This window comes from Mycobacteroides sp. PCS013, from assembly GCF_049532645.1.
Classification (GTDB): domain Bacteria; phylum Actinomycetota; class Actinomycetes; order Mycobacteriales; family Mycobacteriaceae; genus Mycobacterium; species Mycobacterium gwanakae.
This window is the reverse complement of the sequence record NZ_CP150131.1, coordinates 2,017,835-2,042,321: the sequence shown is the minus strand read 5'-3', so window position 1 is coordinate 2,042,321 and position 24,487 is coordinate 2,017,835. Positions and strand designations below refer to the sequence as shown.

At 62.4% G+C, this 24,487-nt stretch carries 23 protein-coding genes and 4 tRNA genes; 13 read left to right on the top strand and 14 right to left on the bottom strand.

Features of this window, described 5'->3' with window-relative positions; translation table 11 throughout:
• Position 1 precedes the first annotated feature (1 nt).
• From RHO23_RS10005 to RHO23_RS09985, 5 genes are read left to right on the top strand one after another with little or no spacing between them, the layout of a single operon-like run.
• Positions 2–1,357 (top strand): 8-oxoguanine deaminase, encoded by a 1,356-nt coding sequence (locus tag RHO23_RS10005; protein ID WP_234797242.1) that lies wholly within the window; start codon positions 2–4, stop codon positions 1,355–1,357.
• Positions 1,357–2,169 (top strand): FAD binding domain-containing protein, encoded by an 813-nt coding sequence (locus RHO23_RS10000; RefSeq protein ID WP_423489015.1) that lies wholly within the window; start codon positions 1,357–1,359, stop codon positions 2,167–2,169. The genes RHO23_RS10005 and RHO23_RS10000 overlap by 1 nt, the downstream gene beginning before the upstream one ends.
• Positions 2,166–4,874, top strand: a complete 2,709-nt coding sequence (locus tag RHO23_RS09995; protein WP_423489014.1) for a molybdopterin-dependent oxidoreductase — start codon at positions 2,166–2,168, stop codon at positions 4,872–4,874. The genes RHO23_RS10000 and RHO23_RS09995 overlap by 4 nt, the downstream gene beginning before the upstream one ends.
• Positions 4,871–5,944 (top strand): XdhC family protein, encoded by a 1,074-nt coding sequence (locus tag RHO23_RS09990; protein ID WP_423489013.1) that lies wholly within the window; start codon positions 4,871–4,873, stop codon positions 5,942–5,944. The genes RHO23_RS09995 and RHO23_RS09990 overlap by 4 nt, the downstream gene beginning before the upstream one ends.
• Before the next feature lie 13 nt (positions 5,945–5,957).
• On the top strand, positions 5,958–6,680 hold the full coding sequence (locus RHO23_RS09985) for a 3-keto-5-aminohexanoate cleavage protein (RefSeq protein WP_070920169.1): 723 nt from the start codon (positions 5,958–5,960) through the stop codon (positions 6,678–6,680).
• Positions 6,681–6,704: 24 nt separating this feature from the next.
• Here RHO23_RS09985 and RHO23_RS09980 read toward each other — a convergent pair whose 3' ends face one another.
• Both RHO23_RS09980 and RHO23_RS09975 read right to left on the bottom strand, forming a co-directional pair.
• The gene (locus tag RHO23_RS09980) at positions 6,705–7,595 is read right to left on the bottom strand and encodes an aldo/keto reductase (protein WP_423489012.1); all 891 of its coding nucleotides are present in this window, start codon (positions 7,593–7,595) and stop codon (positions 6,705–6,707) included.
• A gap of 263 nt (positions 7,596–7,858) precedes the next feature.
• Complete coding sequence (locus tag RHO23_RS09975) at positions 7,859–8,584, bottom strand: sensor domain-containing protein (RefSeq protein WP_131822570.1); 726 nt, start codon at positions 8,582–8,584, stop codon at positions 7,859–7,861.
• 238 nt (positions 8,585–8,822) lie between these two features.
• Between RHO23_RS09975 and RHO23_RS09970 the strand changes: the two genes are divergently transcribed.
• Both RHO23_RS09970 and RHO23_RS09965 read left to right on the top strand, forming a co-directional pair.
• Entirely contained in the window at positions 8,823–9,065 is a 243-nt protein-coding gene (locus tag RHO23_RS09970) for a three-helix bundle dimerization domain-containing protein (protein ID WP_064409039.1), read from the top strand.
• 554 nt (positions 9,066–9,619) lie between these two features.
• Positions 9,620–10,804 carry a tyrosine-type recombinase/integrase gene (locus RHO23_RS09965; RefSeq protein WP_423489011.1) on the top strand — a complete coding sequence of 395 codons (1,185 nt, stop codon included), beginning with the start codon at positions 9,620–9,622 and terminating at the stop codon, positions 10,802–10,804.
• Here RHO23_RS09965 and RHO23_RS09960 read toward each other — a convergent pair.
• Both RHO23_RS09960 and RHO23_RS09955 read right to left on the bottom strand, forming a co-directional pair.
• Positions 10,785–11,078, bottom strand: a complete 294-nt coding sequence (locus RHO23_RS09960; protein WP_423489010.1) for a helix-turn-helix domain-containing protein — start codon at positions 11,076–11,078, stop codon at positions 10,785–10,787. The genes RHO23_RS09965 and RHO23_RS09960 overlap by 20 nt on opposite strands.
• 169 nt (positions 11,079–11,247) lie before the next feature.
• A complete protein-coding gene (locus tag RHO23_RS09955; RefSeq protein WP_423489009.1) occupies positions 11,248–13,023 on the bottom strand; it encodes an SIR2 family protein in 1,776 nt (591 codons plus the stop codon).
• Positions 13,024–13,239: 216 nt separating this feature from the next.
• On the opposite strand from RHO23_RS09955, the gene RHO23_RS09950 reads away from it, so the two are divergent.
• On the top strand, positions 13,240–13,608 hold the full coding sequence (locus RHO23_RS09950) for an HNH endonuclease signature motif containing protein (RefSeq protein WP_423489008.1): 369 nt from the start codon (positions 13,240–13,242) through the stop codon (positions 13,606–13,608).
• A 535-nt stretch (positions 13,609–14,143) separates the two neighbouring features.
• Positions 14,144–16,036 carry a putative phage holin gene (locus RHO23_RS09945; protein ID WP_423489007.1) on the top strand — a complete coding sequence of 631 codons (1,893 nt, stop codon included), beginning with the start codon at positions 14,144–14,146 and terminating at the stop codon, positions 16,034–16,036.
• A 7-nt stretch (positions 16,037–16,043) separates the two neighbouring features.
• Here RHO23_RS09945 and RHO23_RS09940 read toward each other — a convergent pair whose 3' ends face one another.
• The 8 genes from RHO23_RS09940 to RHO23_RS09905 form a co-directional block, all read right to left on the bottom strand.
• On the bottom strand, positions 16,044–16,322 hold the full coding sequence (locus RHO23_RS09940; protein ID WP_423489006.1) for a hypothetical protein: 279 nt from the start codon (positions 16,320–16,322) through the stop codon (positions 16,044–16,046).
• Complete coding sequence (locus RHO23_RS09935) at positions 16,301–16,771, bottom strand: hypothetical protein (RefSeq protein ID WP_423489005.1); 471 nt, start codon at positions 16,769–16,771, stop codon at positions 16,301–16,303. The genes RHO23_RS09940 and RHO23_RS09935 overlap by 22 nt, the downstream gene beginning before the upstream one ends.
• Positions 16,755–17,867 carry a hypothetical protein gene (locus RHO23_RS09930; protein ID WP_423489004.1) on the bottom strand — a complete coding sequence of 371 codons (1,113 nt, stop codon included), beginning with the start codon at positions 17,865–17,867 and terminating at the stop codon, positions 16,755–16,757. The genes RHO23_RS09935 and RHO23_RS09930 overlap by 17 nt, the downstream gene beginning before the upstream one ends.
• The gene (locus tag RHO23_RS09925; protein ID WP_423489003.1) at positions 17,868–18,146 is read right to left on the bottom strand and encodes a WXG100 family type VII secretion target; all 279 of its coding nucleotides are present in this window, start codon (positions 18,144–18,146) and stop codon (positions 17,868–17,870) included. It lies immediately after the preceding gene.
• A gap of 81 nt (positions 18,147–18,227) precedes the next feature.
• On the bottom strand, positions 18,228–18,602 hold the full coding sequence (locus RHO23_RS09920) for a hypothetical protein (RefSeq protein ID WP_423489002.1): 375 nt from the start codon (positions 18,600–18,602) through the stop codon (positions 18,228–18,230).
• 147 nt (positions 18,603–18,749) lie between these two features.
• Positions 18,750–18,824: transfer RNA gene (locus RHO23_RS09915), tRNA-Val, on the bottom strand.
• Between the two features lie 9 nt (positions 18,825–18,833).
• Positions 18,834–18,907, bottom strand: a tRNA-Cys gene (locus RHO23_RS09910).
• Between the two features lie 26 nt (positions 18,908–18,933).
• Positions 18,934–19,006: transfer RNA gene (locus RHO23_RS09905), tRNA-Gly, on the bottom strand.
• A 168-nt stretch (positions 19,007–19,174) separates the two neighbouring features.
• Here RHO23_RS09905 and RHO23_RS09900 point away from each other — a divergent pair.
• A tRNA-Val gene (locus tag RHO23_RS09900) sits at positions 19,175–19,246 on the top strand.
• Positions 19,247–19,278: 32 nt separating this feature from the next.
• On the opposite strand, the gene RHO23_RS09895 is transcribed toward RHO23_RS09900, so the two are convergent.
• Positions 19,279–20,328, bottom strand: coding sequence for an alpha/beta fold hydrolase (locus RHO23_RS09895; protein WP_064409037.1), 1,050 nt, complete (start codon positions 20,326–20,328; stop codon positions 19,279–19,281).
• A gap of 232 nt (positions 20,329–20,560) precedes the next feature.
• On the opposite strand from RHO23_RS09895, the gene RHO23_RS09890 reads away from it, so the two are divergent.
• Positions 20,561–21,688 (top strand): GGDEF domain-containing protein, encoded by a 1,128-nt coding sequence (locus RHO23_RS09890; RefSeq protein WP_070917507.1) that lies wholly within the window; start codon positions 20,561–20,563, stop codon positions 21,686–21,688.
• A gap of 9 nt (positions 21,689–21,697) precedes the next feature.
• Here the strand turns inward: RHO23_RS09890 and RHO23_RS09885 are convergent, their stop codons facing one another.
• On the bottom strand, positions 21,698–22,327 hold the full coding sequence (locus RHO23_RS09885; protein WP_064409035.1) for a TetR/AcrR family transcriptional regulator: 630 nt from the start codon (positions 22,325–22,327) through the stop codon (positions 21,698–21,700).
• 254 nt (positions 22,328–22,581) lie between these two features.
• Here RHO23_RS09885 and RHO23_RS09880 point away from each other — a divergent pair, with 254 nt between their 5' ends.
• Positions 22,582–23,397 carry a class II aldolase/adducin family protein gene (locus tag RHO23_RS09880; protein ID WP_070917509.1) on the top strand — a complete coding sequence of 272 codons (816 nt, stop codon included), beginning with the start codon at positions 22,582–22,584 and terminating at the stop codon, positions 23,395–23,397.
• Positions 23,398–23,422: 25 nt separating this feature from the next.
• The gene (locus RHO23_RS09875; protein WP_070941121.1) at positions 23,423–24,466 is read left to right on the top strand and encodes a dipeptidase; all 1,044 of its coding nucleotides are present in this window, start codon (positions 23,423–23,425) and stop codon (positions 24,464–24,466) included.
• Positions 24,467–24,487 lie beyond the last annotated feature (21 nt).

Here is a 24,487-nt window from a genome sequence, read left to right as displayed (position 1 = left end):
GTTGATCGAGAATGTATTCGTGGCCACCGTAGATCGCGACGGTCGTGAGCTCGACAGCGCGACTGTGGTCATCGACGGCAATCTGATCGCCGCGATACTGCACGCCGGTCAGCAGAACCCCTGGCAGGCGCTGCCCGGCATCGAACATGTGGATGGTCGTGGCTGTCTGCTCACACCCGGGCTGGTCAACACACACCACCACCTTTATCAGTGGATCACCCGCGGGCTTGCCGCCGATCACACACTCTTCCAATGGCTTAGCGCCCTGTATCCGGTGTGGGCGGGTATCGATGCCGATGGTCTGCATGTGGCGGCGCAGGGTGCGTTGAGTTGGCTGGCGTTGTCGGGATGTACCACCACCACCGATCACCACTACGTGTTCCCTTCGGGCGCAGGTGATCTGCTGGAAGCCGAGATCGAGGCGGCGCGGGAGGTCGGCCTGCGGTTCGACCCGACACGCGGGTCGATGGACCTGGGGCAGTCGGCCGGCGGCCTGCCGCCCGATGTTCTGGTGGAGTCGATCGACACCGCCCTGGAGGCCAGCGCTGCGGCCGTCGAACGCTGGCATGACCCGGCACCGGGATCGATGGTGCGCATCGGGCTGGCCCCCTGCTCGCCGTTCTCGGTGACAACCGAGCTGTTGCGGCAGACGGCGGTGTTGGCCCGCGAGCGCGGTGTGCGTATGCACACTCACCTGGCCGAGACCCAGGACGAGACCGACTACTGTGCCCAGCGGTTTGGCTGCAGCCCCCTGGACTACATGGACGAGCTGGGCTGGCTGGGACCCGATGTGTGGTTCGCGCACGGTATTCACTTCGACGACGCGGCCGTCGCCCGGCTGGCCAGCACGGGAACCGGAATCGCGCACTGCCCGACCTCCAACGGGCGCCTGGGCGCCGGAATCGCCCGCACCCGGGAGCTGCTGGCAGCGGGGGTACCGGTGGGTCTGGGCGTGGACGGCGCTGCTTCCAATGAGTCGGGGCGGATGCTGGAGGAGGCGCACCAGGCGCTGCTGTTCGCCCGCGCGGTCGGAGGGCCCACGGCGCTGAGCACGCGTACCGCGCTGGAGCTGGCGACGTTGGGAGGGGCCCGCCTCCTGGGCCGTGCCGACGAGATCGGTTCTATAGAGGTCGGTAAGTACGCCGATCTGGTGTTGTGGGACCTGCGCACGCTGGGACACCGCGGAATCGATGATCCGGTGGCCGCATTGGTGCTGGGTGAGGTACCGCCCGTGAAATGTTCGTGGGTGGGCGGCCGACCCATCGTCAGGGACGGGCAGATGCTGACGGTGGACACCGATCAGATCGCGGCCGCGGTGCAGGCGGCGCATCATGGATTGATGGGCAGGGTGCGCTGATGGATTTGCACACCATCGACTCGGTGCTGATTCCGCGGGACCGCGCTGATCTGGGCGGTCTCGGGACGCAGGACGGCGTGCTGGCGGGCGGCACGTGGCTGATGAGTCAGCCGCAGCCGGGGTTGCGGCGTTTGGTCGACCTCGCCGGTATGCGCTGGCCGGACCTGGTGGTGACCGAAGAGGGCCTGCAGGTAGCGGCCACCTGCAGCATCGAACGACTGGTCACTGCCACATATCCACCCGAATGGCAGGCCACCGTCCTTTTCGGGCAGTGCGCGCGTGCCCTGCTGGCCTCCTTCAAGATCTGGCGCGCCGCGACAGTCGGCGGCAACATCTGCCTGGCCCTGCCTGCGGGGGCGATGATCTCGCTGTGCGCTGCCCTGGATGCAGAGCTACTCATCTGGCGCCGCGACGGAACCGACGAACGCTGCGCCGTTATCGACTTCGTGACCGATATCAACACGACCGTATTGCGCCCCGGTGATGTGTTGCGTGCCATCATCTTTCCCGCCGCGGCGCTCACGCAACGGACCACGCTGCGCAAGGTCGCGTACTCGGTGCTGGGGCGCTCCGGTGCATTGGTGACCGGGCGCCTCCACGGCCGCGACATCGTGCTCGGGGTCTCGGCCGCAACGCGTAGGCCAATCGTGCTGCGGGTTCCCGCTGAACCGGAACGTGTCGCGCGGGCCGCGGCGGCCATCCCGGGCGCGCAGTTCCATACCGATGCTCACGGCACCGCCGACTGGCGGCGTGCGGTCACCTCCCAACTGGCCCGCGAGGTCGCTGACGAGCTGACCGGAGGCCGCCCGTGAAGGTCAACGGTCACATCATCGACACCAGCCCCCGACCCGGGCAGTGCCTGCGCACCTTCCTGCGCGAACACGGCCACACCGAGGTCAAAAAGGGTTGCGACGCAGGTGATTGCGGTGCCTGCACGGTGCTGGTGGACGGGGCATCGCAACACTCGTGCATCGTGCCCGCACATCGCGTCACCGATGCCGAGATCCTCACCGTGCGTGGCCTCGGGGACGAGCAGGGCCTGCATCCCATGCAGCGCGGCTTCATCGGCCATGCCGGATTCCAATGCGGATTCTGCACCGCCGGAATGGTGTTGACGGCGGCGACGCTCACCGAGGATCAGACCGAAGACCTGGGAAATGCGTTGAAAGGCAACCTGTGTCGGTGCACCGGTTACCGGCCTATTCGCGCCGCCATCTGCGGTGCGGCGCCCCCGCAAGGGGTCGTCAGTGCCCCTGCAGCGGCGAAGGTGGTGACCGGCACCGAGCCGTACACCATGGACCAGCTGCCCGCCGGGGTAGGGCATATCGCGGTGCTGGGCAGCCCGCACCCGTCGGCCCGTGTCACCCGGATCGACACCCAGAAGGCCCGCGACGTGCCGGGGGTGCGCGCGGTGCTGTGTTATCGCGACGACCCAGGTGTGCCGTTCTCCACCGCACGCCATCACGAGCGCACCGACGACCCCGACGACACACTGATTTTCGACCGTGTACTGCGGTTCGCGGGACAGCGCGTCGCCGCGGTGGTGGCGGACTCGCCGACCATCGCGCACCGGGCGCTTGAGCACATCGACATCGAGTACGAGGTACTGCCGGCGATCTTCGATCCGGAGCTGGCGCAGCAGCCCGGCGCACACATGGTGCATGGGGATAAGGGGCCCGGCGCCAGGATCGCCGACCCTGCACGCAATCTGGTCGCCGAGGTGCACGGTGAGGTCGGTGATGTCGAGGCCGCGGTGACCCGGGCCAGGGAATCGGGGGCGGTGGTCAGCGGCAGCTGGCAGACGGCGCGTGTGCAGCACGTGCACCTGGAAACCCACGGCGCGGTGGGCTGGCAGGACGAGCGCGGGCGTTATGTGCTGCGCACCAGTAGTCAGGTCCCGTTCCTGGTGCGCGACGAGCTGTGTCATGTTTTCGGCCTTGCACGCGAACAGGTTCGGGTGTTCGCACCGCGCGTCGGTGGCGGGTTCGGCGCCAAACAGGAGATGCTCACCGAAGACTTGGTGCTACTGGCGGTGCGTGTCACCGGGGCACCCGCGGTCTATGAGTTCAGCCGCACCGACCAATTCACCATCGCGCCGTGCCGTCACCCCATGCGGGTGAACGTGACCGCCGCGGCCGGACCCGACGGGGTGCTAACCGCCCTGGCCGTCGACGTGCTCTCCGATGCCGGGGCCTACGGCAACCACAGCGTCGGGGTGATGTTCCATGGCTGTAATGAGTCGATGGCCCAATACCGCTGTGCCAACAAACGCGTCGACGCGCAGGCCGTGTACACCAACAACATTCCGTCCGGTGCGTTCCGTGGCTACGGGCTGGGGCAGGTGCTGTTCGGTATCGAATCGGCCCTTGATGAGCTGGCACGTGAACTCGGCATCGACCCGTTCGAGTTCCGTCGCCGCAACGCCATCGTCCCGGGAGACCCGTTTGTCAGCTGGGAAGTGGAGGAAGACGACCTGGAGTTCGGCAGCTACGGGCTGGATCAGTGTCTGGACCTCGCGCAGGACGCGCTGGCTCGCGGCGGTGCCGATCCGGCCCATAACGGCTCGGCCCTGTCTGCGGAGTGGAAGGTCGGGGAGGGCATGGCCATCGCCATGATCGCGACGGTGCCGCCGCGTGGGCATGTGGCCGATGCGCGCGCCGAGCTGGAAGAGCAAGGGCGCTACCGGATTACCGTGGGTTCCGCCGAATTCGGCAACGGCACCACCACTGTGCACGCGCAGCTCGCGGCTGCGGTGCTGGGATGTGCACCGGGCCAGGTCGACATTCACCAGGCCGATACCGACGGGGTGGGCCACGACACCGGTGCCTTCGGCTCGGCCGGCACCACCGTCGCAGGCCTGGCCGTGCACCGAGCGGCAGAGCTGTTGCGCGACAAGATTATCCGGTTTGCCGCGGCGAAGTTGGCGGTACCGGAATCGCAGTGCGTGTTGGGACCCGACGGCGTGCGAATCGGCCGAGAGCTGCTGGGGCTGGTCGATATCGCGGGCTCGGCACCGGAGCCGTTAGCCGCGCTGGGCCGCCATGAGGGCACGCCCCGATCGGTCGCCTTCAACGTCCAGGCATTCCGCGTCGGCGTGCATCCGGGAACGGGCACCGTGCGCATCCTGCAATCGATACAGACCGCCGACGCGGGGGTGGTCATCAACCCGCAGCAGTGCCGTGGCCAGGTGGAAGGTGGTGTGGCGCAGGCCATCGGTTCTGCGCTCTACGAAGAGATCCTGGTGCAGGACGGCTTTGTCAGCACCACGGCGCTGCGCAACTATCACATTCCGCGACTGGTGGATCTGCCCGATACCGAGGTCTACTTCGCCGACACCTATGACGCGTTGGGGCCGCTGGGAGCCAAGTCGATGAGTGAGTCCCCGTACAACCCGGTGGCCCCCGCACTGGCCAACGCGATCCGTGACGCCGTTGGGGTTCGGATGCACCGCCTGCCGATGAACGCGGCACGCGTGTGGCAGGCCATCAACGCATCTGTGGCGGGAGGGTCCTCATGAAGAACGTGCTCGGTGATCTGATCTGCCTGCTCGAGGGCGGTGGCGCTGTCGCCCTGGCACGCGTCGTGGAGGTCAGCGGTGCGACTCCGCGTGAACCCGGTGCAGCGATGCTCGTGACGGCCGATTCGGCGGTCATCGGATCGCTGTCCGGTGGATGCGTGGAGGCTGCGGTCATCGAGACCGCGCGTGACGTGCTGGCGACGGGGCTGTGTGTGAGTGAGCGGTTCGGTGTCGACGACGGTATTGCTCCCGGACTCACCTGCGGTGGTGAGATCGAAGTCGTCACCGAAAGTGTGGACTCCGACAAACTGCCGCTGCTACGTCGGCTGCGTGCGCTGATCGAAGCGGGGGAGCCGGTGGCGTTGGTGAGCACACTGTCGGGAATTCCTGATTGGGCTCTGGTGCGGCCGGGTGAGTCGGCGCCGTGGCCGCAGATCGACGGCACCATCGCGTCGTTGGTGCGGGCGGGGCGCAGCGCGGTGGCGGGTGCCGATCGCTGTGAGCCCGATCAATCGGCGCGGCCACGGGTGTTTGTGCAGGCGTTCGGAGCACCGCCGCGGATGATCCTGGCAGGGGCCAACGCCTTTGTACGGGCGTTGAGCCACACGGGAACCCAACTGGGTTACCGTGTGACGGTCGTCGATGCGCGTGAAGTGTTCGCGACACCGGCGCAGTTTCCGCACGCCCACGAGGTGGTGGTCGACTGGCCGCACCGATACCTGCGCGCCGAGGTGGCGGCCGGGCGCGTCGACGGGCGCACCGTGGTGTGCGTGCTCACCCACGATCCGAAGTTCGATGTGCCGATGCTGGCGGCGGCGCTGACGACAGCATCGGTGGCATTCGTCGGCGCGCTGGGCTCGCGCCGCACCCACACCGAGCGGGCGGCCCGCCTGCGTGAGGAAGGCGTCACCGACGATCAGTTGCGGCGCTTGCGCAGCCCGCTGGGCCTGGACCTCAATGCCCGCACACCCGAAGAGACCGCGATATCCATTGCAGCGCAAATCATTGCGGAAACCTCGGGAGGATCTGGGCGGGCTCTGAGTGACACCGAAGGACCGATCCACCGGTAAGGGGATGCAGACGGTGTACCTAAAGGCATGCCTGAACGGGGTGCGACGCAAGGATCAGCACCCCGCGATCCCTTGCACACCAACCGAGATCGCGGAGGATGCTGCGGCATGCCGTGATGCAGGTGCAGCAGCGGTTCACGTTCATGCCAAGGACGCCAACGGATTCGACTCCCTGCTTGCCAGTACGGTCGATCCTGTCGTTGCCGCCATCCGTGCGCGGTGTCCGGGTCTTCCCGTCGGTGTCACTACGGGCGCCTGGGCCCTGCCCGATCCCGCCGCGCGCTGCGCGGCTATTGACGCGTGGACCGAGCTACCGGACTTCGCCTCGGTGAACTGGCATGAGGACGGTGCGGTCGAGGTCGCCGAGACGCTGCTGGCGCGCGGGATCGGTGTTGAGGCAGGACTGTGGAACGAGGCGGCCGCCCTATTGTGGTCGGGCTCGCCGCTTCGCCGGGAGTGCTTTCGTGTATTGCTGGAGCTTCCGGGCGGGGTCGCCGGCAGCGAAGTAGAAGAGCAAGCAGTGCGCATGCTGGCACAGGTTCGTGTGGGCGGCGCCCTCGATGTGCTGCTGCACGGTGAGGACTCGTCGGCATGGCCCATACTCGACCTCGCAGCGGCGCGAGGGGTTGGCGCACGAATAGGGCTTGAGGACACACTCCGTCTACCGGATGGATCGCTGGCCGCAAACAATACCGAACTCGTCGCTGCCGGAAGCGTCCGCATAGGTATCCGCTAATCGCCCACCGGTGACGACTACAGGCTAGGCGGCGCGCCTGGCCAGTTGCTCCCGGTGCCATCTACTCCGCGCGGAATGGTGCGCCGAGAATCCCTCGTTGGGATGTGTCCCCAGCCGGCCGTTTGGTTTGTCGAACTGAACGAACACGTCGAGATCCTCTGGGGACAAACTGAAATCGAAGATCTGCAGATTCTCCGCCAGCCGGCTCTGCGAGCAGGTCTTGGGGATCACCACGTGTCCCAGTTCGATATGCCAACGCAGGATCAGCTGCGCGGGGGTCTTGTTGTGTTTTGCGGCCAGCGCAGCCAGTGGGGAGTCCTCGGTGGCGCCGATTCCCTGAGCCAAGGGGCTCCATGCTTCGGTGACGATTTCCCGATCGGAGTTGAACTGCCGCAACTTTCGCTGCTGGAAGTACGGATGTAACTCCACCTGGTTGATCACCGGTAGCACGCCGGTCGCATCGACGATGGCGTGAACGTGCTCGGGCTCGAAATTGGATACTCCGATGGCGCGGATGCCGCCGGACAAATAGAGCTGCACGATCTGCTGCCAGGCGGTCACGTACTGCCCGTGATCCGGTGCAGGCCAATGGATCAGGAACAGATCCACGTAGTCGGTGCCGAGCATGTCGAGGCTGCGCGCGAAAGCGCCTGCCACATCACAGAAGTCGTCCACCCACAACTTCGTGGTGATGAAGACGTCTTCGCGGGGTATGCCTGAGCGAGCGATGCCCAGACCGACTCCTCGCTCATTGCCATATCTGGTGGCGGTGTCGATATGTCGGTATCCGGCTTCAAGTGCTTGCCGGACAATGGTTTCCGCTTCGGCATCGGGGATTGCGGCGACGCCGAGCCCGAGCTGGGGGATGTCCACACCATTGTGGAAACGAACTTTCGGGACAGTGCATGGTTGCATGACGGACTCCAATCACTCTGCGGCTGAAGGAGCAGTGGAATTGATACCCGGGAGCGACACGTCCTTGTGACAGTTGAAACTGTAGAACTGTCAGTTGAATTCAGCATCTATGACGCTGCTCACAAAGTCGCTGTGAACTTGCTGAAATCGCTGAACAGCAAGGTGTTTCGGTGCCCGCAGGACTATTCGATTTACACGATCCTTACGTCGCGAGTGTCGCGATGAGTCCGGATGTGGTGGCAGAAACGAGCGCAGGAGGGGGCTTACGCGGTGGCGTTGGCTTTCACCAGGCGGGCCACGGATTGGGCTTTGTCACTCGTGGCGTCGTTGCGTCCGCGCACCGATACGTCGATGATGTACTGCGATGTCTGTATGGCAGCTCGCTGTGTTTGGCGTGGCGCCAGATGCTGCGGTCCGGTCGATTCGGTGACAATCGCCTGCACAAGATCTGATGAAATACGATCCTGTGCAACATTTTTGATTTCGACATTGGTTACCGCAACGGTCCCGGTACCTTGTGTGGTGAACGGCTTGTCCTGGCAATGCCGCCAGTTGGCCTCCAGGGTGGTGAACCAGGTTCGGGCACTGCCCGGGGAATCCAGCTCAACAATCTGGATCTCTATCGTCGTTCCCGAACCAGTTCCCCGAATTTTCCAGCGTGTGGACCATTGCTGCTGTATCGCCTGACGTATGGGAGCTTCGGCGAATGTGGTGCCCCAGCTGGGTGAGGCAACACCGAGGCACTCGACAGAACTTGTGCGGGTATCCGCGCTGTGGGCATTGGCTGCCGCGAGATCGAGCCTTTCGACGCGCGCATCCGAATGGAGCCGGAGCGCCAAAAGTGAAGACATCTGGGCATCATCGGGCAGGATCTCGGCGGCGGAACCAACGTGTCCTTGACCCACATTCGCGGCGCCGGGAACCACACACCCGGCCAACAAGCCGCCCGCGATGAACAGGCCAGTCAGCTGCACTCGTAGCGCTTGCACCAGCAATTTCTAGTGCGGAAAAGACAGATGGTCAAGCCGCAAAAATCTCTAGATTCTTTATGTTTCAGCTACCGATAGGGTGAAAAAGTGAATGCCTACTTCACCCCGATGCAATGAGAAATGAATACCTGACGGCGAACTGTTCTCAGATCAACCCAGCGACGAGGCTGGCGCTCTGTGGTTAAGGGCATCTGAACTACCGGTTGACGGGCCAGGTGTGGTGGCTCACGCTTATGCCATGTCTGGAATGAGTGAGCAGGCATTAGTGGCGGCGGTCCAGCAGCGGCTGATAGCGATGTACTCGTGGTTGTCGCCCGAACACGTCTCGGCTGTGGTGCAGGGTGCACACGCACAGTTCGTCGACTGCCGGGTGCGTGAGTTTGTGCCGCTATTGGTGGAACGACGTGCCCGCGCGGAGTTGGCGACGGCGAGTTCGTCGAGTGCCGTGACGGCTGAGGGGGCTACCGCGCGTCTCGCGTAGTGGGGTACCGGTGATGTATGCCGTCTATGAGGCGGTGGGCCTCATAGAGGTCTCTGCGCATCGCGGCCGCCCGGCGGTGGTGATGCCGGTGGGTTGCGCTGTGCTTCGCGGTATGTCGGATGAGGTGCTCGGTCTTGGCCATGTTTTGTGACACTTCACTGACATGCTCGTAGAGCGATGCCAGGAGTGTGCGGGCCTGTGCCACAGAGGCATCCTCAGTCACGTGCGCATTTTTACATCTGATCACCCACGTGTACAGCTATCTGCCAGGCCCGGCGAAAGCGCTTCAACTGTCTGTTGAATCGCCAGCGTGGTGGCGCATGGGATGCGCGCTGTGCAGCCTTCTGGCCTGCAGAAAAAACTTTGGTGCGCGATACTGGGATTGAATCCGTATCCACCCAGTTTGCTGAGTGCGTGTCCTACTTGGGATTTTATCGTTCTTACCAGCTTATATATACAAATCATCATGTGCCCTTAAGTGTACTCAAATACCCACTGGGGTACACTGATGTGGTGCATATGTGGTGCAAAGTGGTGCAGGGCTGACCGGGGTCATGGCACCCAAAAAGAAGACCCCAGCCAGGTCCGTCCGGCGAACTTTCGGGCGGCTGCGTCAATTCCGTTCTGGCCGTTGGAAGGCCAGCTACACCGGACCCGATGGCATGCTGTACGACGCCCCAATGACGTTCGCGCTCAAGCTGGATGCCGAAGCGTGGCTTACCGATCGCAGGCGTGAGATTGACCGTGAATTGTGGTCGCCCCCGGCCAGTGTTGAACAGAAGCGTGATGCGGCCAAGCAGAAGAGGGCAGCAGCCGAACGCTTTGACGAGTACGCGGCACGGTGGCTTGAATCCCGGACGGTAAAGGGCCGTGCACTCAGGCCGCGCACTGTGGAGCACTACCGGGGTCTGCTCGATGACCATCTCTTGCCGGTGTTCGGGGCCAAGCCTGTTCGTGACATCACGATGGAATCGGTGGACAGTTGGTACGCCAAGACGCTCAAGGACAGACCGACGTTGCGCAGTCATGCCTACAGCCTCTTGCGGGCGATCATGGAGACCGCACGCACACGTGACCGAATCATCGATGCGAACCCATGTTTGATCCGTGGCGGTGGTAGTACCACGCGCAAGGTCAAGCCGGAACCGGCGACCCTGGAGCAGCTGGAGACCATCACGGATGAGATGCCTGAGCGCTACCGGCTCATGGTCCCGTTGGCCGCGTGGTGCCAGCCCCGCTTCGGCGAGCTGATCGAGTTGAGACGTCAAGACGTTGTGGTGACCAAGGAACTGGAAGCCGTCCTGAAGATCAGGCGTGGTGCTGCTCGTGTCGGCGGGGGCTTCATCGTGGGCGATCCCAAGAGCGAGGCCGGTGTTCGGGATGTGGCTGTGCCGCCGCACATCGTTCCCGCCCTCGTGGACCACCTTGACAAGTTCGTCGGCGAGAAACCGGACGCGCTGTTGTTCCCGGCTCTTGGTGGCGGACACCTTCAGCCCTCCACGCTCTACAGGCATTTCTACAGGGCTCGGGAGAAGGCAGGACGGCCCGATCTCCGTTGGCACGACCTCAGACATTCGGGCGCTGTGCTGGCCGCTCAGGCGGGCGCTACGTTGGCGGAATTGATGTCGCGCCTTGGGCATAGCACCGTGGGAGCGGCAATGCGATACCAGCATGCCGCGCAAGGGAGAGATCAACAGATCGCAGCGGCAATGAGCGCTCTCACGCAGAAGGCCCCCTGAGCAGCTCCGTCAAGCGGGTGATCTCATCGTCCGTCAATGGGCGCGCTGTCAGTGCCTCTACGGCCTGGCTCACCGGGTCCTTGATGGGGCCGCAGGCACGCTCTACGCGCTCCAGGTCGCTCTCTGCGATGCGGATGAGCTTCGGTCCCACGCGCTGTGCCGGTAGACGCCCCTCGGCAATCCATCGCCGCACGGTCTTCGCGGCCACTCCCTGACGAGCCGCGACCTGAGCGATCGACAAGAGGCCCTTCGCCGGGCTGGGTGTGCGTGCCATGGGAGTCCTTCGGGTTGTGCCTTACCTACCCAAGCTACCCCGTACATACCCTCTGTGCTGACGAAAGTAGTTGTCACAGAGAGGCATTCGACTTCTCGAACCTGTAGAAGTGCAGATAGAAACCTATAGTCACGTAAGGACCCTTAATTAAACTCATTGACACAAGGGACTACCGCAACAGTGAGCTGTCGTGCCACCACCCGCTGGGGTGTTGGGCTCGCTGTGCGATTTCTTTAAGCCTGAGGTCATACGCATCGAGTTCTTCGCCCAGCTCGCCGTTGTCCAGGAGGGTGTTCCAGGCGTCCTCCCCAGGTCGTCGCCCAAGCTCATCATTGAAGCGCCATTGCGCCTGGGATCGTTGACTTGCCCGCTGGAGTGCTGTGCCCACGAATTCGCCGATGTTGTGAGAGTGATCGGGGTTCTTGAGGTACTGAATGAATCCGGTTCGGTATTCCACATCCTCACATAGGGTTTCATAGCGCGGTGACCGTACTCGGTTCTGGTTAAACAATTCTCGCAACGTGTCGGCGAGATAGGCGCTGACGGGAAACTTGGACTTCCCATGGATGATCTTGTTGATTTCGTGGTCCGAGAGCACGGTGTTCATATGCAGTGCGCATGCACTCGGACGTGGGGTGGTGTCTTGGTGCGGTGCGCGCCATCGTGGCTCGGTGAGCAGTCCGACAAAGACATCGTTGCGATTGCGGTCCAGGGCGGCGATACACATGACGCGCAAGGCGAGCAGGGCCGGTAGGTGCTGGAGCGACTCAAGATGCTCGTACAGTGCGACACCCCGGACATCAAGCAGGGTTTGCACGGTGCTGGTCCAGAGGTGATTGTGCTGGCCCGTGGTGTCGAGCCGTACACCGTTGATTAACAGCGGCAGCAGCGGGATGGTCTCCTGGACCGTCTGCTTAAGAAGATCCGCGTATTCGACAGGGCTCGGGTCCTCGCGCATGGTCGCCACGTAGTCGGCCACGGTCTCGGTCCGGCCCTCGATGAGGTCGGTCAGCTCAGGGCTTCGTGTCGGATCGGCAATGACCTGCTTGAGACGCTGTACCGCGACTGCGGTCGTCAACGGTGGCTCGGCCAGTTGGGCGATAGCAGCCACACTCGCCGCCAGCTCACCGAAGAGCACATCTGCGTCGGGTGCCTCGACTACGTGTCCACCGAGGCGTTCTAGGAGGTTCTGGGCCACCTGGCCCTTGCTTGAGCGCTGATCCCAATAGAGGCCGTAGCGGCGGGGCGTTGACTCTAGTAGCTGGACAAGTCGCCTGTCCCAGTCCGCCGACCATCCGGAGATCAACAGTCCGTATTCGGCGAATACTTGGCGGAGAAGTTCCTCCCATTCCTGGGGGTATGCCTCAAGCTCCGCCTCGGTGTTGCGGAATTGCAGGTCCGTCCAGTCACCATTGATTTTGATGATGGTTGCCGCAGCCTGAGCCAACGGTTTGGACGTCGGAATCTGCTCGGCCCGGTTGACGGTCTGGACAGCTACGCCTTCGCTCTGGAATGCCTGCTCCAATAGGTTGTCGAAATTCGTCGTCAGCACCACCCGGATGTAGCCCTGCTTCACCAGCTGTGCGATGGCGTGATGTGCTGCCGTGGGCCGCTTGTGGCCATCGTCAGCAGATGGAAAGAAGTAGGGCTCTAGTAGGCCCTGGCGGGCCGCTGATGAGTCCGTGAGTGCGGCTAGGACCGACGAGTAGCCGAACTCGCTACCGCCCCCATATTGGCTCCACCACTCCTGAGGGTTCGTCCGGGCTAGCTCTTCATCGGAGTTCATGGCAGCGGCAGCTTTGCGTACCAGATCTTTCTGGATGTCCCAGCCGGTCGGGATCTCAGCTGCTCGGGATACGCCAGAGCCCACCAACAGCGCGTACACACCCCGTTGAGCATGGATAGCGGTGGCGAGACGGATCAGTGGTGACAGCACGTCGGGCATGGATTCCTCCTGGGTCGTGGCTACTCAAAACCTATAGAGAAATTTTTAGTCCCACGCCCGCACTGTATTTCTCGCCGTGGCCATCAAGAAAAAGTGAGGAGGCAACTACGCCTCCCCGCTGATCAGGAGGTCAACATGGAGCAAGTTCACGATTGGTGGCGACCGATCCCAGGGCACCCCAGGTACGCCGTCTCAAGAACTGGCAAGGTGCTCTCGATGCGCACCGGCAAGCTGCTGGTCTTGGACGCGACATCGACGCCCTACCCTCGATGCGTCCTTGATGGACAGAAGGTGAAGGTCCACCACGCCGTTTTGGCGGCGTTCGTGGGTCCCAGGCCTGAGGGGATGCTGGTGCTGCACAGCAATGACGACCCTAGTGATAACCGTCTGGAAAACCTCAGATACGGAACAATTTCTGATAATCAGATGGACTCTGTAGCAAATGGTAGTCACTACGAGGCGGCGCTGACCCATTGTCTGCGCGGTCACGAGTTCACCGAGGACAACATCTACCGGGCGCCGAACGCACCTCGGAAACGTGGCTGCCGTGCTTGCCACCGTGAGCGTGTGAGGGGTCAGCGATGAACTGCGATGAGTGCGGCGAGGAGATCGAAAGCCTGGTCTGGGACCCGTGCGCAGTCCGTGAAGGCTCTGGCTCATTCGCCATGCTGTGTTTCGGGAATGTGCTGATGTGTGGCCCGTTCGCGGTGCACCCGACAGCATCACCGATGCATGACGACGACCGCGACGCATGGACCTTAATGTGGAACCTCGCCGAGCTGAGTAGGTACCCCACGGTGAGTGCCTGTCTATGGGCAGCAGCCCGTCATCTCCACAACAAGGAGCACCACCCTGCTCCTCTTATTTCTCATAAGCCTTGGTGGAAGAACCTTTTCACGTAAGCGGGCTTTAAAGATATTGCAGGGCAGGACGATTCAGCAGAATCGCTGGTCAAAGAGGTAGAGTTGAACCCAGAAATAGAGAAACCCCCCGGCGAACCGGGGGGCTCCAGATGTCTACCCAGACATACCAGCAAGAAAGCTGATAGATGAAGCCTAGCACGGAATCACATTTCCCGAACCTCTTGGGTGGCATGCTTTTTGAATCTGGCCAGGAACACGTGGACTGGCTGCTGGATCGGCAGCTGGTAGACCAGGCTGCTCAGCGGCTTGCCCCCAGCTTCCCCGAAACCACGGCCAAGAAGGAAGTGGCCCGAGCCGTCGTTGCTTTGTCTGCGGTTTGCGCTGCCAAGCGTGGCCACTCAACCCGCATCTCTCGCGCTCAGACGTACTACGCACGCCCAGCACGCTACAAGGATGACTCCAAGCACGAGAGCCATTACCTGGTGGTCCCCGGTGTCGATGCGCTTGTCGCCGAAGGGTTCCTCGACCAAGAGCTGGGCTACCACTGCGTCGGTGGTCCGGGACGCCAGACCACAATCCGCCCCACCCAGAAGCTGAACGACCTACTGATCGATCTGGTTCCGGCAGATGCAGAGCGCCCGTGGCACGACGTGAAGGAACTTCTCGTCCTGCGAGACAAGAACGCTCGTCCGATCGACTACACGGAGACCACCACGACCCGTCGTTGGCGTCGTCAGGTAGAGCGGCTCAACGCTGGATACGCCGATCTGGACATCATCGATGTCAACGGCAAGCCCTACAAGGTCCCCCCGATGCGCCGAATCTTCAACTTGGACTTCACCCGTGGCGGTCGCCTGTACCACGCTGGTGCGTCCTACCAGAACTCAAAGAAGGAGTGGCGCCAGCTGCTACAGGTCAAGGTGGGTGACACCTATGAGCCCGTGGTGGAGATCGATTTTAAGGCCATCCATGTAGTCCTGGCTTATCGGGAGGTCAGGAGGGAATGCCCCCTGACCGATCCCTACGAGGTCCCCGGCTTCCCAAGGCAGCACGGAAAAATTCTGCTCAACACGGCCTTCAATGCGAAGCACGAAGTTGCGGCGGTGAGGGCATTCGTCAAGAAACTCAAGGAAGACCCACAACTCAGGGAGCTGAACCCAGAGCTGACCAACAGCGGCGCGCAGCTGAACCCATACGCCAAGAAGCTGCTGGCAGCACTCAAGCACAAGCACAAGCCGATCCGCTCCCTGCTCTGCTCCGATGCGGGAGCACGCTTCCAGAAGATTGATAGCGACGCAGCGGTAGCCATCGCACTGGAGATCCAGACACAGACCGGGATCACGCCACTGGTCGAGCACGACTCCTTCATCGTTCCGGTCTCGATGGCAGGACGCCTGGCGAGAGTCATGAAGGACAAGTCGCGTAGGCACAGGGACTCAGAGGAAGGCTTCCGAGCTCTCTTGGTCGAGACCATCAGGGACCCGGAGACCCGCAAAGAGCTACAGAGGCCCATCCCAGAGCCCGGAAAGAAAGGAGAGAGAGGAGGCACGAGGACAGAGACCAATGGAGTAGAAAGAAGTACAACCGCCACAGACCTGGGGAAATGGGAAAACCACAAATTCCCAGAAACCCCCGAAGAACGTGCCTTGAGGGCCTCTGAGAACCCCACTCCAGCAACGGAATCCCCTCCACCTACTAGGGAAGGTCCCGAGATTGTTTCTAGCCTCGATGCAAAGGGGGAGCTGATGAGATGGGTTTATCTGACCGGACTGTTCACGATTGTCGGAGTGTTCATCTCCGATGTGTGGTTTGGCATCGACTACCGGCTCGGCGCCAACCTCTCACTGATCTTCGAGGCAGTATTCGTCACCGCGTTCACCGTCCTCTACGGGCTGCGTTCGCGACCATGGACAAACCGGATCGGCAGAGTCTTCTTCGTCAAAAGCGTTGCACTGGCACTCGTGCTGTGGCAGATCGTACTGGCCTCATGGTGGGACACCGAATTTCCACTGCGCCAACAAATCCGCTACATCATCTACACACTCGGTGCCGTCGTCTACATCCCGATGCTGATCAGCCTATGGCGCGAACAACAACGCGACCGAAGACAGTCGGAAACCGAAGACCAAGACCCGAGCGAGCACGAATAGGGCAGGGCTAACTCAGAAATCCGGTCTTGAGATAGCGAATTATCTTCTCTTCCTTGTGCTGTCCATTGATGCGTACGAAGTCCTGGTTACCCTCGCGGACCCATCCGGTGCGAACAGCACCCCTGGCGCTGTAGAAAACCCGCACCGAGTTGCCGTCCTTGTCCCACTGATCCAATGCGCCGAGAGTGCCCGTGCGTTCTGAGCGCTCAGCCAGTCTCCAGGAGCGGGACTCCGCTACCTCACTGATGTTGGCCTGCGCACTCATCAGCGGCCCGCGTTGGGGCACACCTGGCGTAAATCCTTGGTGGCCTTGTCGATGCGGTCGCTGATCTGCTTGAGGTTGGCGTCGTTGCTGGCCTGCCACGCGGGGTCGGAGAAGTCCGGGGGATTGGCCATCAATCCCTTGTGCCACGCGATGAGTGGGCCATCGGCATCTGAAACCGCCTGTGCCCGAGCCTTGATGTCCGGGGTCTTGATCTGATCGATGTACGCGGGGACCTGGCTCTGCCATGCGTCGTACTTCTTGAGGATGTACCCGTTGGGGTCGTCCATGTCGTCGGCTTTGTCCTTGACGGCGCTGATCTCGTCGCCCGTGGTCTTGCGGTAGGCCATCATGTCGGCAGCGATGTCACAGTCACTCTTGGCGGGTGTCCGGCTCTGGACGTACCAGAACACGCCCCCAGCGACCACCAGGAGCGCCAGGACGGCTATGGCGATGTTACGAATGCGGCGCATACATCACCGGAGGCATCTTGAATCGGGGGCCGACGACATTGCCGTCAACCAGAGTGACCTTCCCACCGCAGGAATCCGGCAGCCAGATCTTGGTGTTAGGCAACATGTGTGAGATGTCCACGATGCCCGCCTGAGAGATGGGTTTCCACGGCTGATTGACCAACGGCATCTCTTTGATGGGGGAGGAGTCTGGGTTGACGGTGATGTTCTGGTTGACCCGCACTTCGTACTTGTAGTTCTGCCATTCGGCTTGGTACCACTTGCCATCCATCTTGATCATTTTGGTCTGCCCGGTGAATTCGGTTCCGGTGATACGGAATCGATAGCTCTGCATGTATTCGGCCAAGGGCTTGGATGACCAGTTGCGGGCGGGGTATCCCCAGTCCGAGGTGGGTCCGGTGTTGAGCTTGAAGTTGGGATCGGTCGGATGCGAGTAGGGCGCAATCGCGTTGGCTGCCTGAGTTGGTGTGTCCGCACCAAGGCCGGGATCGATCACCCAATACCCCGTGCGCTCCAAGACACCTTCCGGGGGAGGGCTCTGGATCACCGTCTTGCCGTCCTGGGCGATCGGGGTCAGCCCAGAGCTGGCATCGGTGGTGCCGGTAGCAGTGGCGATCAGACGACCGAAATCGAGATCCACCTCTTCACCTTCACGGCGGATGGCCTCCAGTTTGGCCTGTAGCTCAGCGTGCTTGTCGATGTACTCGCGCCGTTCGTCTTCATCCATCTTGCGGGTATCCAGACCCGCCACCATCCGGTTCTCTTCCTCATTGAGGGTGAACCAGGCAGCCTTGGCTTCCTGAGACAGGTCGTCAATCTTCTGCACGAGAGCCAGTGCTCGTGAGTGGACCTCATCAGCGGCCAGGGCCAAGCGCCGGTCATCGGACTGCGCCGTGTCGAAGCTCAGGATGGACCGGCCCAGAGCGTTCATGGCCGCATCGCCGCCCTTTCCCTCCCAGGTGGCCGACTTGCGTATCGCGGCGATCTCATCGGCTGAATTCGCGGACCCCGATGCCCTCTCGTGAAGGGCGTCTTGCAGGTACCCGATCAACGGCGGCATGCGCCGGATCTGAGCAAGCATCAGTAGGTAGGACATCTACAGGGTGTCCGTCTGCTCGTAGCGGTCAGCGCACAAGAGATAGTTGCCCTGCATCCGGATCACCTCGTTGCGGTGTGCTCTGGTCTCGGCCTCCCAGTCGGCCAGCTTCTCCCGAAGAGCCGAGGCTGTGGCGGACTCACCGAACTGAGTGATCAGCTCACCGATCTTGCTGTGCACCTCACCGTGAGCGGTGTCGAGATCTGCTGCCGTGGACTTCATGCGACCCGCTGAGTACCGAAGCTCGGTGGGGTCGACACGCAGGATGTTGCGGTCCATATCCAGCCCTCCATCTGGTTACGCACTGACACTACAACGGCAGTATCTAGTGATGCCCGGATTGAGTTGAGCGGGGATGAACTATCTGTTGAGAGACGTTCTCTTGTAGAGGCCAGAGACGAATAGGTCCGCATACTCTTCGGGGTTGGGGTTGATGCGCCACATGAGACCCATCTCGACAGCACTATCGAGTGCTGCGTCAAACTCTGCGGCTGTCTCGGTGGTCTGTGGCAGGTCGTAGTAGTCGAAGTAGATCCGACGAAGCTCATTCCTGTATGCCGGACCATGTCCGTTCGGCTCGCACATCAACTCACTGAGGGCTGCAATCATGTGCGGCCCGTTGAGTTCAGTACTGCGGGGGATGAGGAACGGGGTACGCCGGTCCTTCTTGTCGGTCATGCGGTCCACAACGGGAACCGGCTTGTAGGCGCATATCGCCGTGTTACTAGCAATCATCAGCTCAGGCTAAGCCAGGGGTATGACAGTCCCCGAACCCTACGACGAAGTGGTGCGGGGTAGTGGTGCACAACAGTGCGATGTGGTGCGTATGTGGTGCAAGCACTTGGTCTGGCTGTCGAAATTGCCTCTGACCTGCATCGATCGTGGTGCGCGATACTGGGATTGAACCAGTGACCTCTTCCGTGTCAGGGAAGCGCTCTCCCGCTGAGCTAATCGCGCGGGTCTTTATGGAGGTGGAGACGGGAATCGAACCCGTGTGCACGGCTTTGCAGGCCGTTGCCTCACCACTCGGCCACTCCACCGCTAGGGATGCCTGTCTACCCCTTCGAGCGGATGACGGGATTCGAACCCGCGACCCTCACCTTGGCAAGGTGATGCGCTACCAACTGCGCTACATCCGCGCGCAACGGATGAGATCGTCACCCGGTGCGAGTTGAAACAGTAGTCGAACGGAAGGTTTATTCACAAATCCCTTGCGTGCGCGGCCCGTCGGCGGCCGGACTGCGGTGTTTCCGGCGTCTCGTGCTAGCCTTTCACCTCGGTTGATCAGCCATCAACGATCAACATGCGGTCTCGTAGCTCAGTGGAAGAGCACTCGCCTCACACGCGAGGGGTCGCTGGTTCGAACCCAGCCGGGACCACAGAAGAAGTACAGACAGACGAGATCAGCGACTTACTCGCGCCCGTCCAGTTCGGCCAAGAACTCATCGATGGCTGGCCACGTCTCGTTGACACCGGCCGACAGCGCCACCAGTCCGAGGTGACTTGCCTCCACCGTGGTGAATCGAACGTCCGCAGACTTGAGCATCGTCACGCCGTGATGCACACACTCCCACGGTGCGATGGCATCACGGTGGCTGCCGAACAGCTGGATCGGCAACGTCAGAGCCGTCAGATCGAGGGTGTGACCGGCCACATTGACCACGCCAGCGGCGATCTCATCGTGATAGATGAATCGTCCCCACATCTGCGAGACGGCCCGTCCTGGGTAACCGGGGAAGGCGTCCTGGAATCGGTCGATCACTTCGGCCTTGGCCAACGCTTCGGTGTTGTCCAGATTGTTCAGGAGGAACCAGGGCCGCTTGATTTCTCGGTCCCATGAGGTGGCGCGGTAGGCGGCCTGCACCACTGGTGCGGGAATGCCGCCGAGCGCTCGTAGCACCGTGGTGACGGCATAGCCGTTGGTGCGTTTGGTGATTCGGCGTGCCTCGGGATACCCCGGGATTTGTCCGTAGTCCAACGGGGTGCCGATGGCGACGATCGAGCGGATCGGCAACCCGCGGTCGGCCGCGGCGGTTAAAAGGCTCAGGGTGCCGCCCAGGCTCCACCCAATCAGGTCCAGCTGCGCCTTGCCGGAATCGATGAGGACGCGCTCGATGGCCTGCGGAATGATGTCGGCGAAGAAGGCCTCCAGGCCCAGATGTCTATCTGCCCAGCCGATCTCACCGTAGTCGACGACGTAGGGCGTGCGACCCTGCTCGAGTAGGTGCGCCACCAGTGATTGACCCGGTGCTAGGTCGTAGCATGTCGCCGACGCTGCCAGCGGCGGAATCAACAGGACTGGGACAGCGCTGGACTCGCGCGGATCGTCAGTGCCGTAACGGCGCAACTGGCGGTGTGGTTCGTCGAACAGGGCAACATGGCTGGTTGGTGTGGGTGGGCGCACCCCGTCGCCGAGAGTGAGGGCGAACAAGTTCCTCGCCGAGACCGGAATCGAGACCATAGTGAGTTCGTGTGCTCCTTCGTGCCGGCATTGCCCGGCCTATTGATTAGCTCCGGAAAAGGTTTTCAGTAGACCGGCCGGATTTACAACGGTTTGTGGCATGTACGACATGTGGGTGCACGGCCGCCATCACGGCAGATCGTCTTCACGTGAGGGCAGTCTTGCCACTCTGGGGATCGTGTGTTGCCATACTTGCTTCGGTCGAGATGAACTGAAGCACGATAGGGGATACATGGGTGCGTTCACCGGCACCGGAGGAGTCACGAGCGCGTTGCCTCTCGGTGACCTATCACGGTGGTGGAGCTCGCCGTCACGCTACGACCAGATGATGGGCTACTTCTCGACGCGCTCCATGCGTGTGGCGCTGCGTGCTGCCGTCGGCGGATGTGCCGGCGCACTGGCCCTCATCCCACTGGCGATGGAGTTTTCGCCGATGGGGCCGCGCACTGGTGTATGGCGATGGCTCGACATTCTGGCGAGCCTGCTCGCATTTTTCTGGATGCTGCGCTGGTGGTTAGGGCCGCTGCCGAAGGAATCCGAATCTGTGGTCTTTTCGGTTACTTCGGTTGCCTCCGTGTGCATAGCCTGCTTCGCGGACTCCGACAGGGGCACCGGCATGCACGGCCTTATCTCCCTATCTCTGATGGCGATCTACATATGTTCCTTCCATGGCGCCCGGCTCATCGTTCTGTACTTGCTTGCATCTCTGGCCACACTGACCTTCCTTGCGATCGCTATTGACCTGCAGCAGGGTTGGGCCGTGGCCATGGCGGATTCGGTGGTCACCGCGACGCTGCTGGTCGGGGTGCCGCCGATCATCCACTTCGCACAGCTGGCGCTCACCAGCGATGCCAGGGCGGCCGGTATCGACCCGCTCACCGGCCTGCACAACCGGCGAGGATTCGATGATCAGTCGATGACCCTGGCCCAGGCGGCACGAGCTGATCGATCTGAGCTGAGCGTGATCATGATCGACATCGACCGGTTCAAACAGATCAACGATCGTTTTGGGCACGGTGTCGGCGATCAGGTGATCGCCGATGTGGGCTCCCACATCAAGGCGATTTCGGGCAGCGGCGCCGTAGTTGGGCGTGTTGGCGGCGAGGAGTTCTGCGTCGCACTACTCGGGCCTGCCTCGCAGGCGCGAGAGGTCGCCGAGCAGATCCGGGCCGGTTCGGAATCGCTAGATGGCATGGTCACGGTGACGGTGAGTGTCGGGCTTGCCAGCTGCCCATCGCCCACGTCGAATACCGCTCCGGACAACCTCATTGGGCAATTGGTCGCCGATGCCGATCATGCGATGTACTCCGCCAAGCGGCAGGGCGGCAACCGGCTTGAGGTCTGGGACGTCACCGGTTAAGCGGCACCGCTATTCGATACCGGCTATCGACCCTGCGGGCTGAGAGAACGCGCGCAGCATGGCGGGGAAGGCCAGGCGTTCCAGCATGCGCGTCTCGGCCAGCTCAGGTTCGACGTAGAACTGTGCGGCCACACCTTCACGCAGCGCGGTGGCAAGCCGGGCAATGAGCTCGGCATCGATGACCAGTTCCCGCTTCGCGATCGTCATCAGTTCGTTGATGATGCCGGCGGCCTCGCGCCGCAGCCGTGCGTCGTGCTCGGCCAGCACCGCCGCGGCGCTGGGCTCACGGATCGCGTACAACGTGAACTCCATGCTGATGAGATACCAGCGGCGTTGCGCAGGCCCCTTGTCGTCGATAGTGGCGATGAAGGTGCTGATGGGGTCGGGACTCGTGCGGCATTTATCCAGCGCTGCCCGCAGCGCGGCGATCAGCTGGTCGCTGCTGGCATCGAACAAGGTAAAGAAGAGTTCATCCTTACCCGTGAAGTTCGAGTAGAACGCGCCTCGGGTGAATCCTGCCTTTTCGCAGATGTTCTCGATGCTGGCGCCATGGAATCCGCGGTCGGCGAACACATCGAGTGCGGCCTCCATCAGGCGGGCGCGGGTCTGTTCGCGTCGGCGCGTCGAACCGGTCGTCATGGGCGCCCCTTCCGTGGTGTGATCCGTGAAACATATTGTCGATACAGATATGTATCCTACAGTGAGCGCACGCAAAACAGCTGGAGAACCTGCGAGATGGCGGTAGGGCGATTCGTAATGGTCGGCCATCTGGTTAATCTGTATTCAAACACTATTCGCTTCAGCATCTTCGGATGCTGCTCCTCTTGACGGGTTTTCTGCAGCGGGGGTAGCTTGTGATCATCAGATACAGATATGTATTGAAAGGTGGGTACATGACCTCCGGAGATGTTGTGGTGGACGAAGGGTTGTCCGCGTACATGGTCGGCTCCGCCGATGCCGTCCCGATGAGTCCGGCACCGGCAGCGACGGTCGAGCAGGAGCGTGATCGCCGACTGCGCGAGTTGGCAGCGGCATTCCGGATATTCGGGGCATTCGGCTTCTCCGAAGGGGTGGCCGGGCACATCACCGTCCGGGACCCGGAGTTCCCCGACACGTTCTGGGTGAACCCCTTCGGCATGAACTTCCGTCACATCACCGTGTCCGACCTGATCCAGGTCGATCACGACGGCAACGTGATCACCGGCAGCCGGCCGGTGAACAGGGCGGCGTTCTGCATTCACTCCGAGGTGCACAAGGCCAGGCCCGATGTGATCGCGGCGGCGCACGCGCACTCGATACATGGCAAGGCGTTCTCATCGCTGGGGCAGCCGCTACTGCCCATCACGCAGGATGCATGCGCCTTCTACGAAGACCACGCGGTGTACACCGACTACCGCGGCGTGGTCAGCGACCTCGAAGAAGGCCGGGCGATCGGATCCGCGCTCGGGTCCACCAAGGCAGTGATCTTGCAGAATCACGGGCTGCTTACCGTGGGCCACTCGGTGGCGGAGGCCGCCTGGTGGTTCATCACGATGGAACGCTCCTGCCAGGCGCAGCTGCTCGCCATGGCCGCTGGTGAACCGCGATCGATCGACCATGACACCGCCGTCTCGGTCTACAACCAGATCGGCACCCCCGTCGCCGGATGGTTCCAGTTCCAGCCGCTCTGGGACGACGTGATCAAAACGGCCCCCGAGGCCCTGCGATGATGCCCGGAATCGAGGGGCGCCCGATATGAGCACCACGGTCGAGCAAGCCAGGAAGCTCAACGACACCGCGCTGACCATCGACATGCACACCCACGGCCTGAGCATTGTGCCGCGGTGGCTGCGCACATTGGGCGCCAAGACAATAGACATGCAGTCCGAACCGCTGTCGCAGTTGCCCAAGGGCAAGGTGAACCTCGCTATCGTCACCGCGGTCGGGGACGCATTGCTGGGTACCGCATGGCGACTGCGCTCGCCATGGAATGGCGTGAAGGCCCAGCTGGAGCTGGCCCGGGCCGAGGCCTCCGCGGCGGGTATCGCGGTGGTGGAGACCGTAGAGCAGATCGAAGCAGGAGACACCGCCACAGTCATGCTCGGTGTCGAAGGCGCCGATGTCGTGGGAGCACAACCGGATCGGCTGATCGACCTTCACCGCATGGGAGTGCGGGTGCTGGGTCTGGTGCACTACGCGGACAACGCCCTCGGAACGATCGGTACGTCGGTGACCGGGAGCAGGGGCAGCCGGGCAGTGCGGGCCGGCCGATACTCCTCGGGCCTGACCGCCCTCGGTAAAGAGGTTGTCGCAGAAGCCAACCGGCTGGGCATGCTGATAGATCTGGCGCACGCCGACGCGGCTACCACCTTGGCGGTCTGCGATCAGACGTCCGCACCGGTGGTCAGTTCGCACACCGGCGCATTGGCGGTCCATGAATTTCCGCGCTACATCAGCGACGAGGAGGCGCGTGCGATATCCGCCACCGGCGGCCTGATCGGATTGTGGCCGATGGGGTTTCGCGGCGTCGGCATGCGAGACCTGGATGAGTTCGCGCGGCACGCCTCGCACCTGGCAGAGCTGGTCGGCCCCGAGCACCTCTGCATTGGAACGGATATGAACGGCATACCCAGGTATGTCCCGGGGTTCGACGGGCCCACCGGATTTCCGTCGCTGATCGACGCACTGTTGCGCACCGGCTTCGATGCGCCCGGGGCAGCCGGGGTTCTCGGCGGCAATGCCCGGCGCGTCCTGAAAGAAACCCTCCCCGGTCCGTCCGCGAGCGGGCCCACCCCATAACCCTCTCATTCATTGGTAGCA

Coding starts and splice junctions, on each gene's coding strand:
- RHO23_RS09920 (WP_423489002.1), bottom strand. CDS start 18,602: ATGATTGCTAGTAACACGGCGATATGCGCCTACAAGCCGGTTCCCGTT.
- RHO23_RS09895 (WP_064409037.1), bottom strand. CDS start 20,328: ATGGTCTCGATTCCGGTCTCGGCGAGGAACTTGTTCGCCCTCACTCTC.
- RHO23_RS09880 (WP_070917509.1), top strand. CDS start 22,582: ATGACCTCCGGAGATGTTGTGGTGGACGAAGGGTTGTCCGCGTACATG.
- RHO23_RS09970 (WP_064409039.1), top strand. CDS start 8,823: ATGTCTGGAATGAGTGAGCAGGCATTAGTGGCGGCGGTCCAGCAGCGG.
- RHO23_RS10000 (WP_423489015.1), top strand. CDS start 1,357: ATGGATTTGCACACCATCGACTCGGTGCTGATTCCGCGGGACCGCGCT.
- RHO23_RS09965 (WP_423489011.1), top strand. CDS start 9,620: ATGGCACCCAAAAAGAAGACCCCAGCCAGGTCCGTCCGGCGAACTTTC.
- RHO23_RS09875 (WP_070941121.1), top strand. CDS start 23,423: ATGAGCACCACGGTCGAGCAAGCCAGGAAGCTCAACGACACCGCGCTG.
- RHO23_RS09955 (WP_423489009.1), bottom strand. CDS start 13,023: ATGCCCGACGTGCTGTCACCACTGATCCGTCTCGCCACCGCTATCCAT.
- RHO23_RS09885 (WP_064409035.1), bottom strand. CDS start 22,327: ATGACGACCGGTTCGACGCGCCGACGCGAACAGACCCGCGCCCGCCTG.
- RHO23_RS09980 (WP_423489012.1), bottom strand. CDS start 7,595: ATGCAACCATGCACTGTCCCGAAAGTTCGTTTCCACAATGGTGTGGAC.
- RHO23_RS09925 (WP_423489003.1), bottom strand. CDS start 18,146: ATGGACCGCAACATCCTGCGTGTCGACCCCACCGAGCTTCGGTACTCA.
- RHO23_RS09960 (WP_423489010.1), bottom strand. CDS start 11,078: ATGGCACGCACACCCAGCCCGGCGAAGGGCCTCTTGTCGATCGCTCAG.
- RHO23_RS09950 (WP_423489008.1), top strand. CDS start 13,240: ATGCGCACCGGCAAGCTGCTGGTCTTGGACGCGACATCGACGCCCTAC.
- RHO23_RS09935 (WP_423489005.1), bottom strand. CDS start 16,771: ATGCGCCGCATTCGTAACATCGCCATAGCCGTCCTGGCGCTCCTGGTG.
- RHO23_RS09890 (WP_070917507.1), top strand. CDS start 20,561: ATGGGTGCGTTCACCGGCACCGGAGGAGTCACGAGCGCGTTGCCTCTC.
- RHO23_RS09930 (WP_423489004.1), bottom strand. CDS start 17,867: ATGTCCTACCTACTGATGCTTGCTCAGATCCGGCGCATGCCGCCGTTG.
- RHO23_RS09990 (WP_423489013.1), top strand. CDS start 4,871: ATGAAGAACGTGCTCGGTGATCTGATCTGCCTGCTCGAGGGCGGTGGC.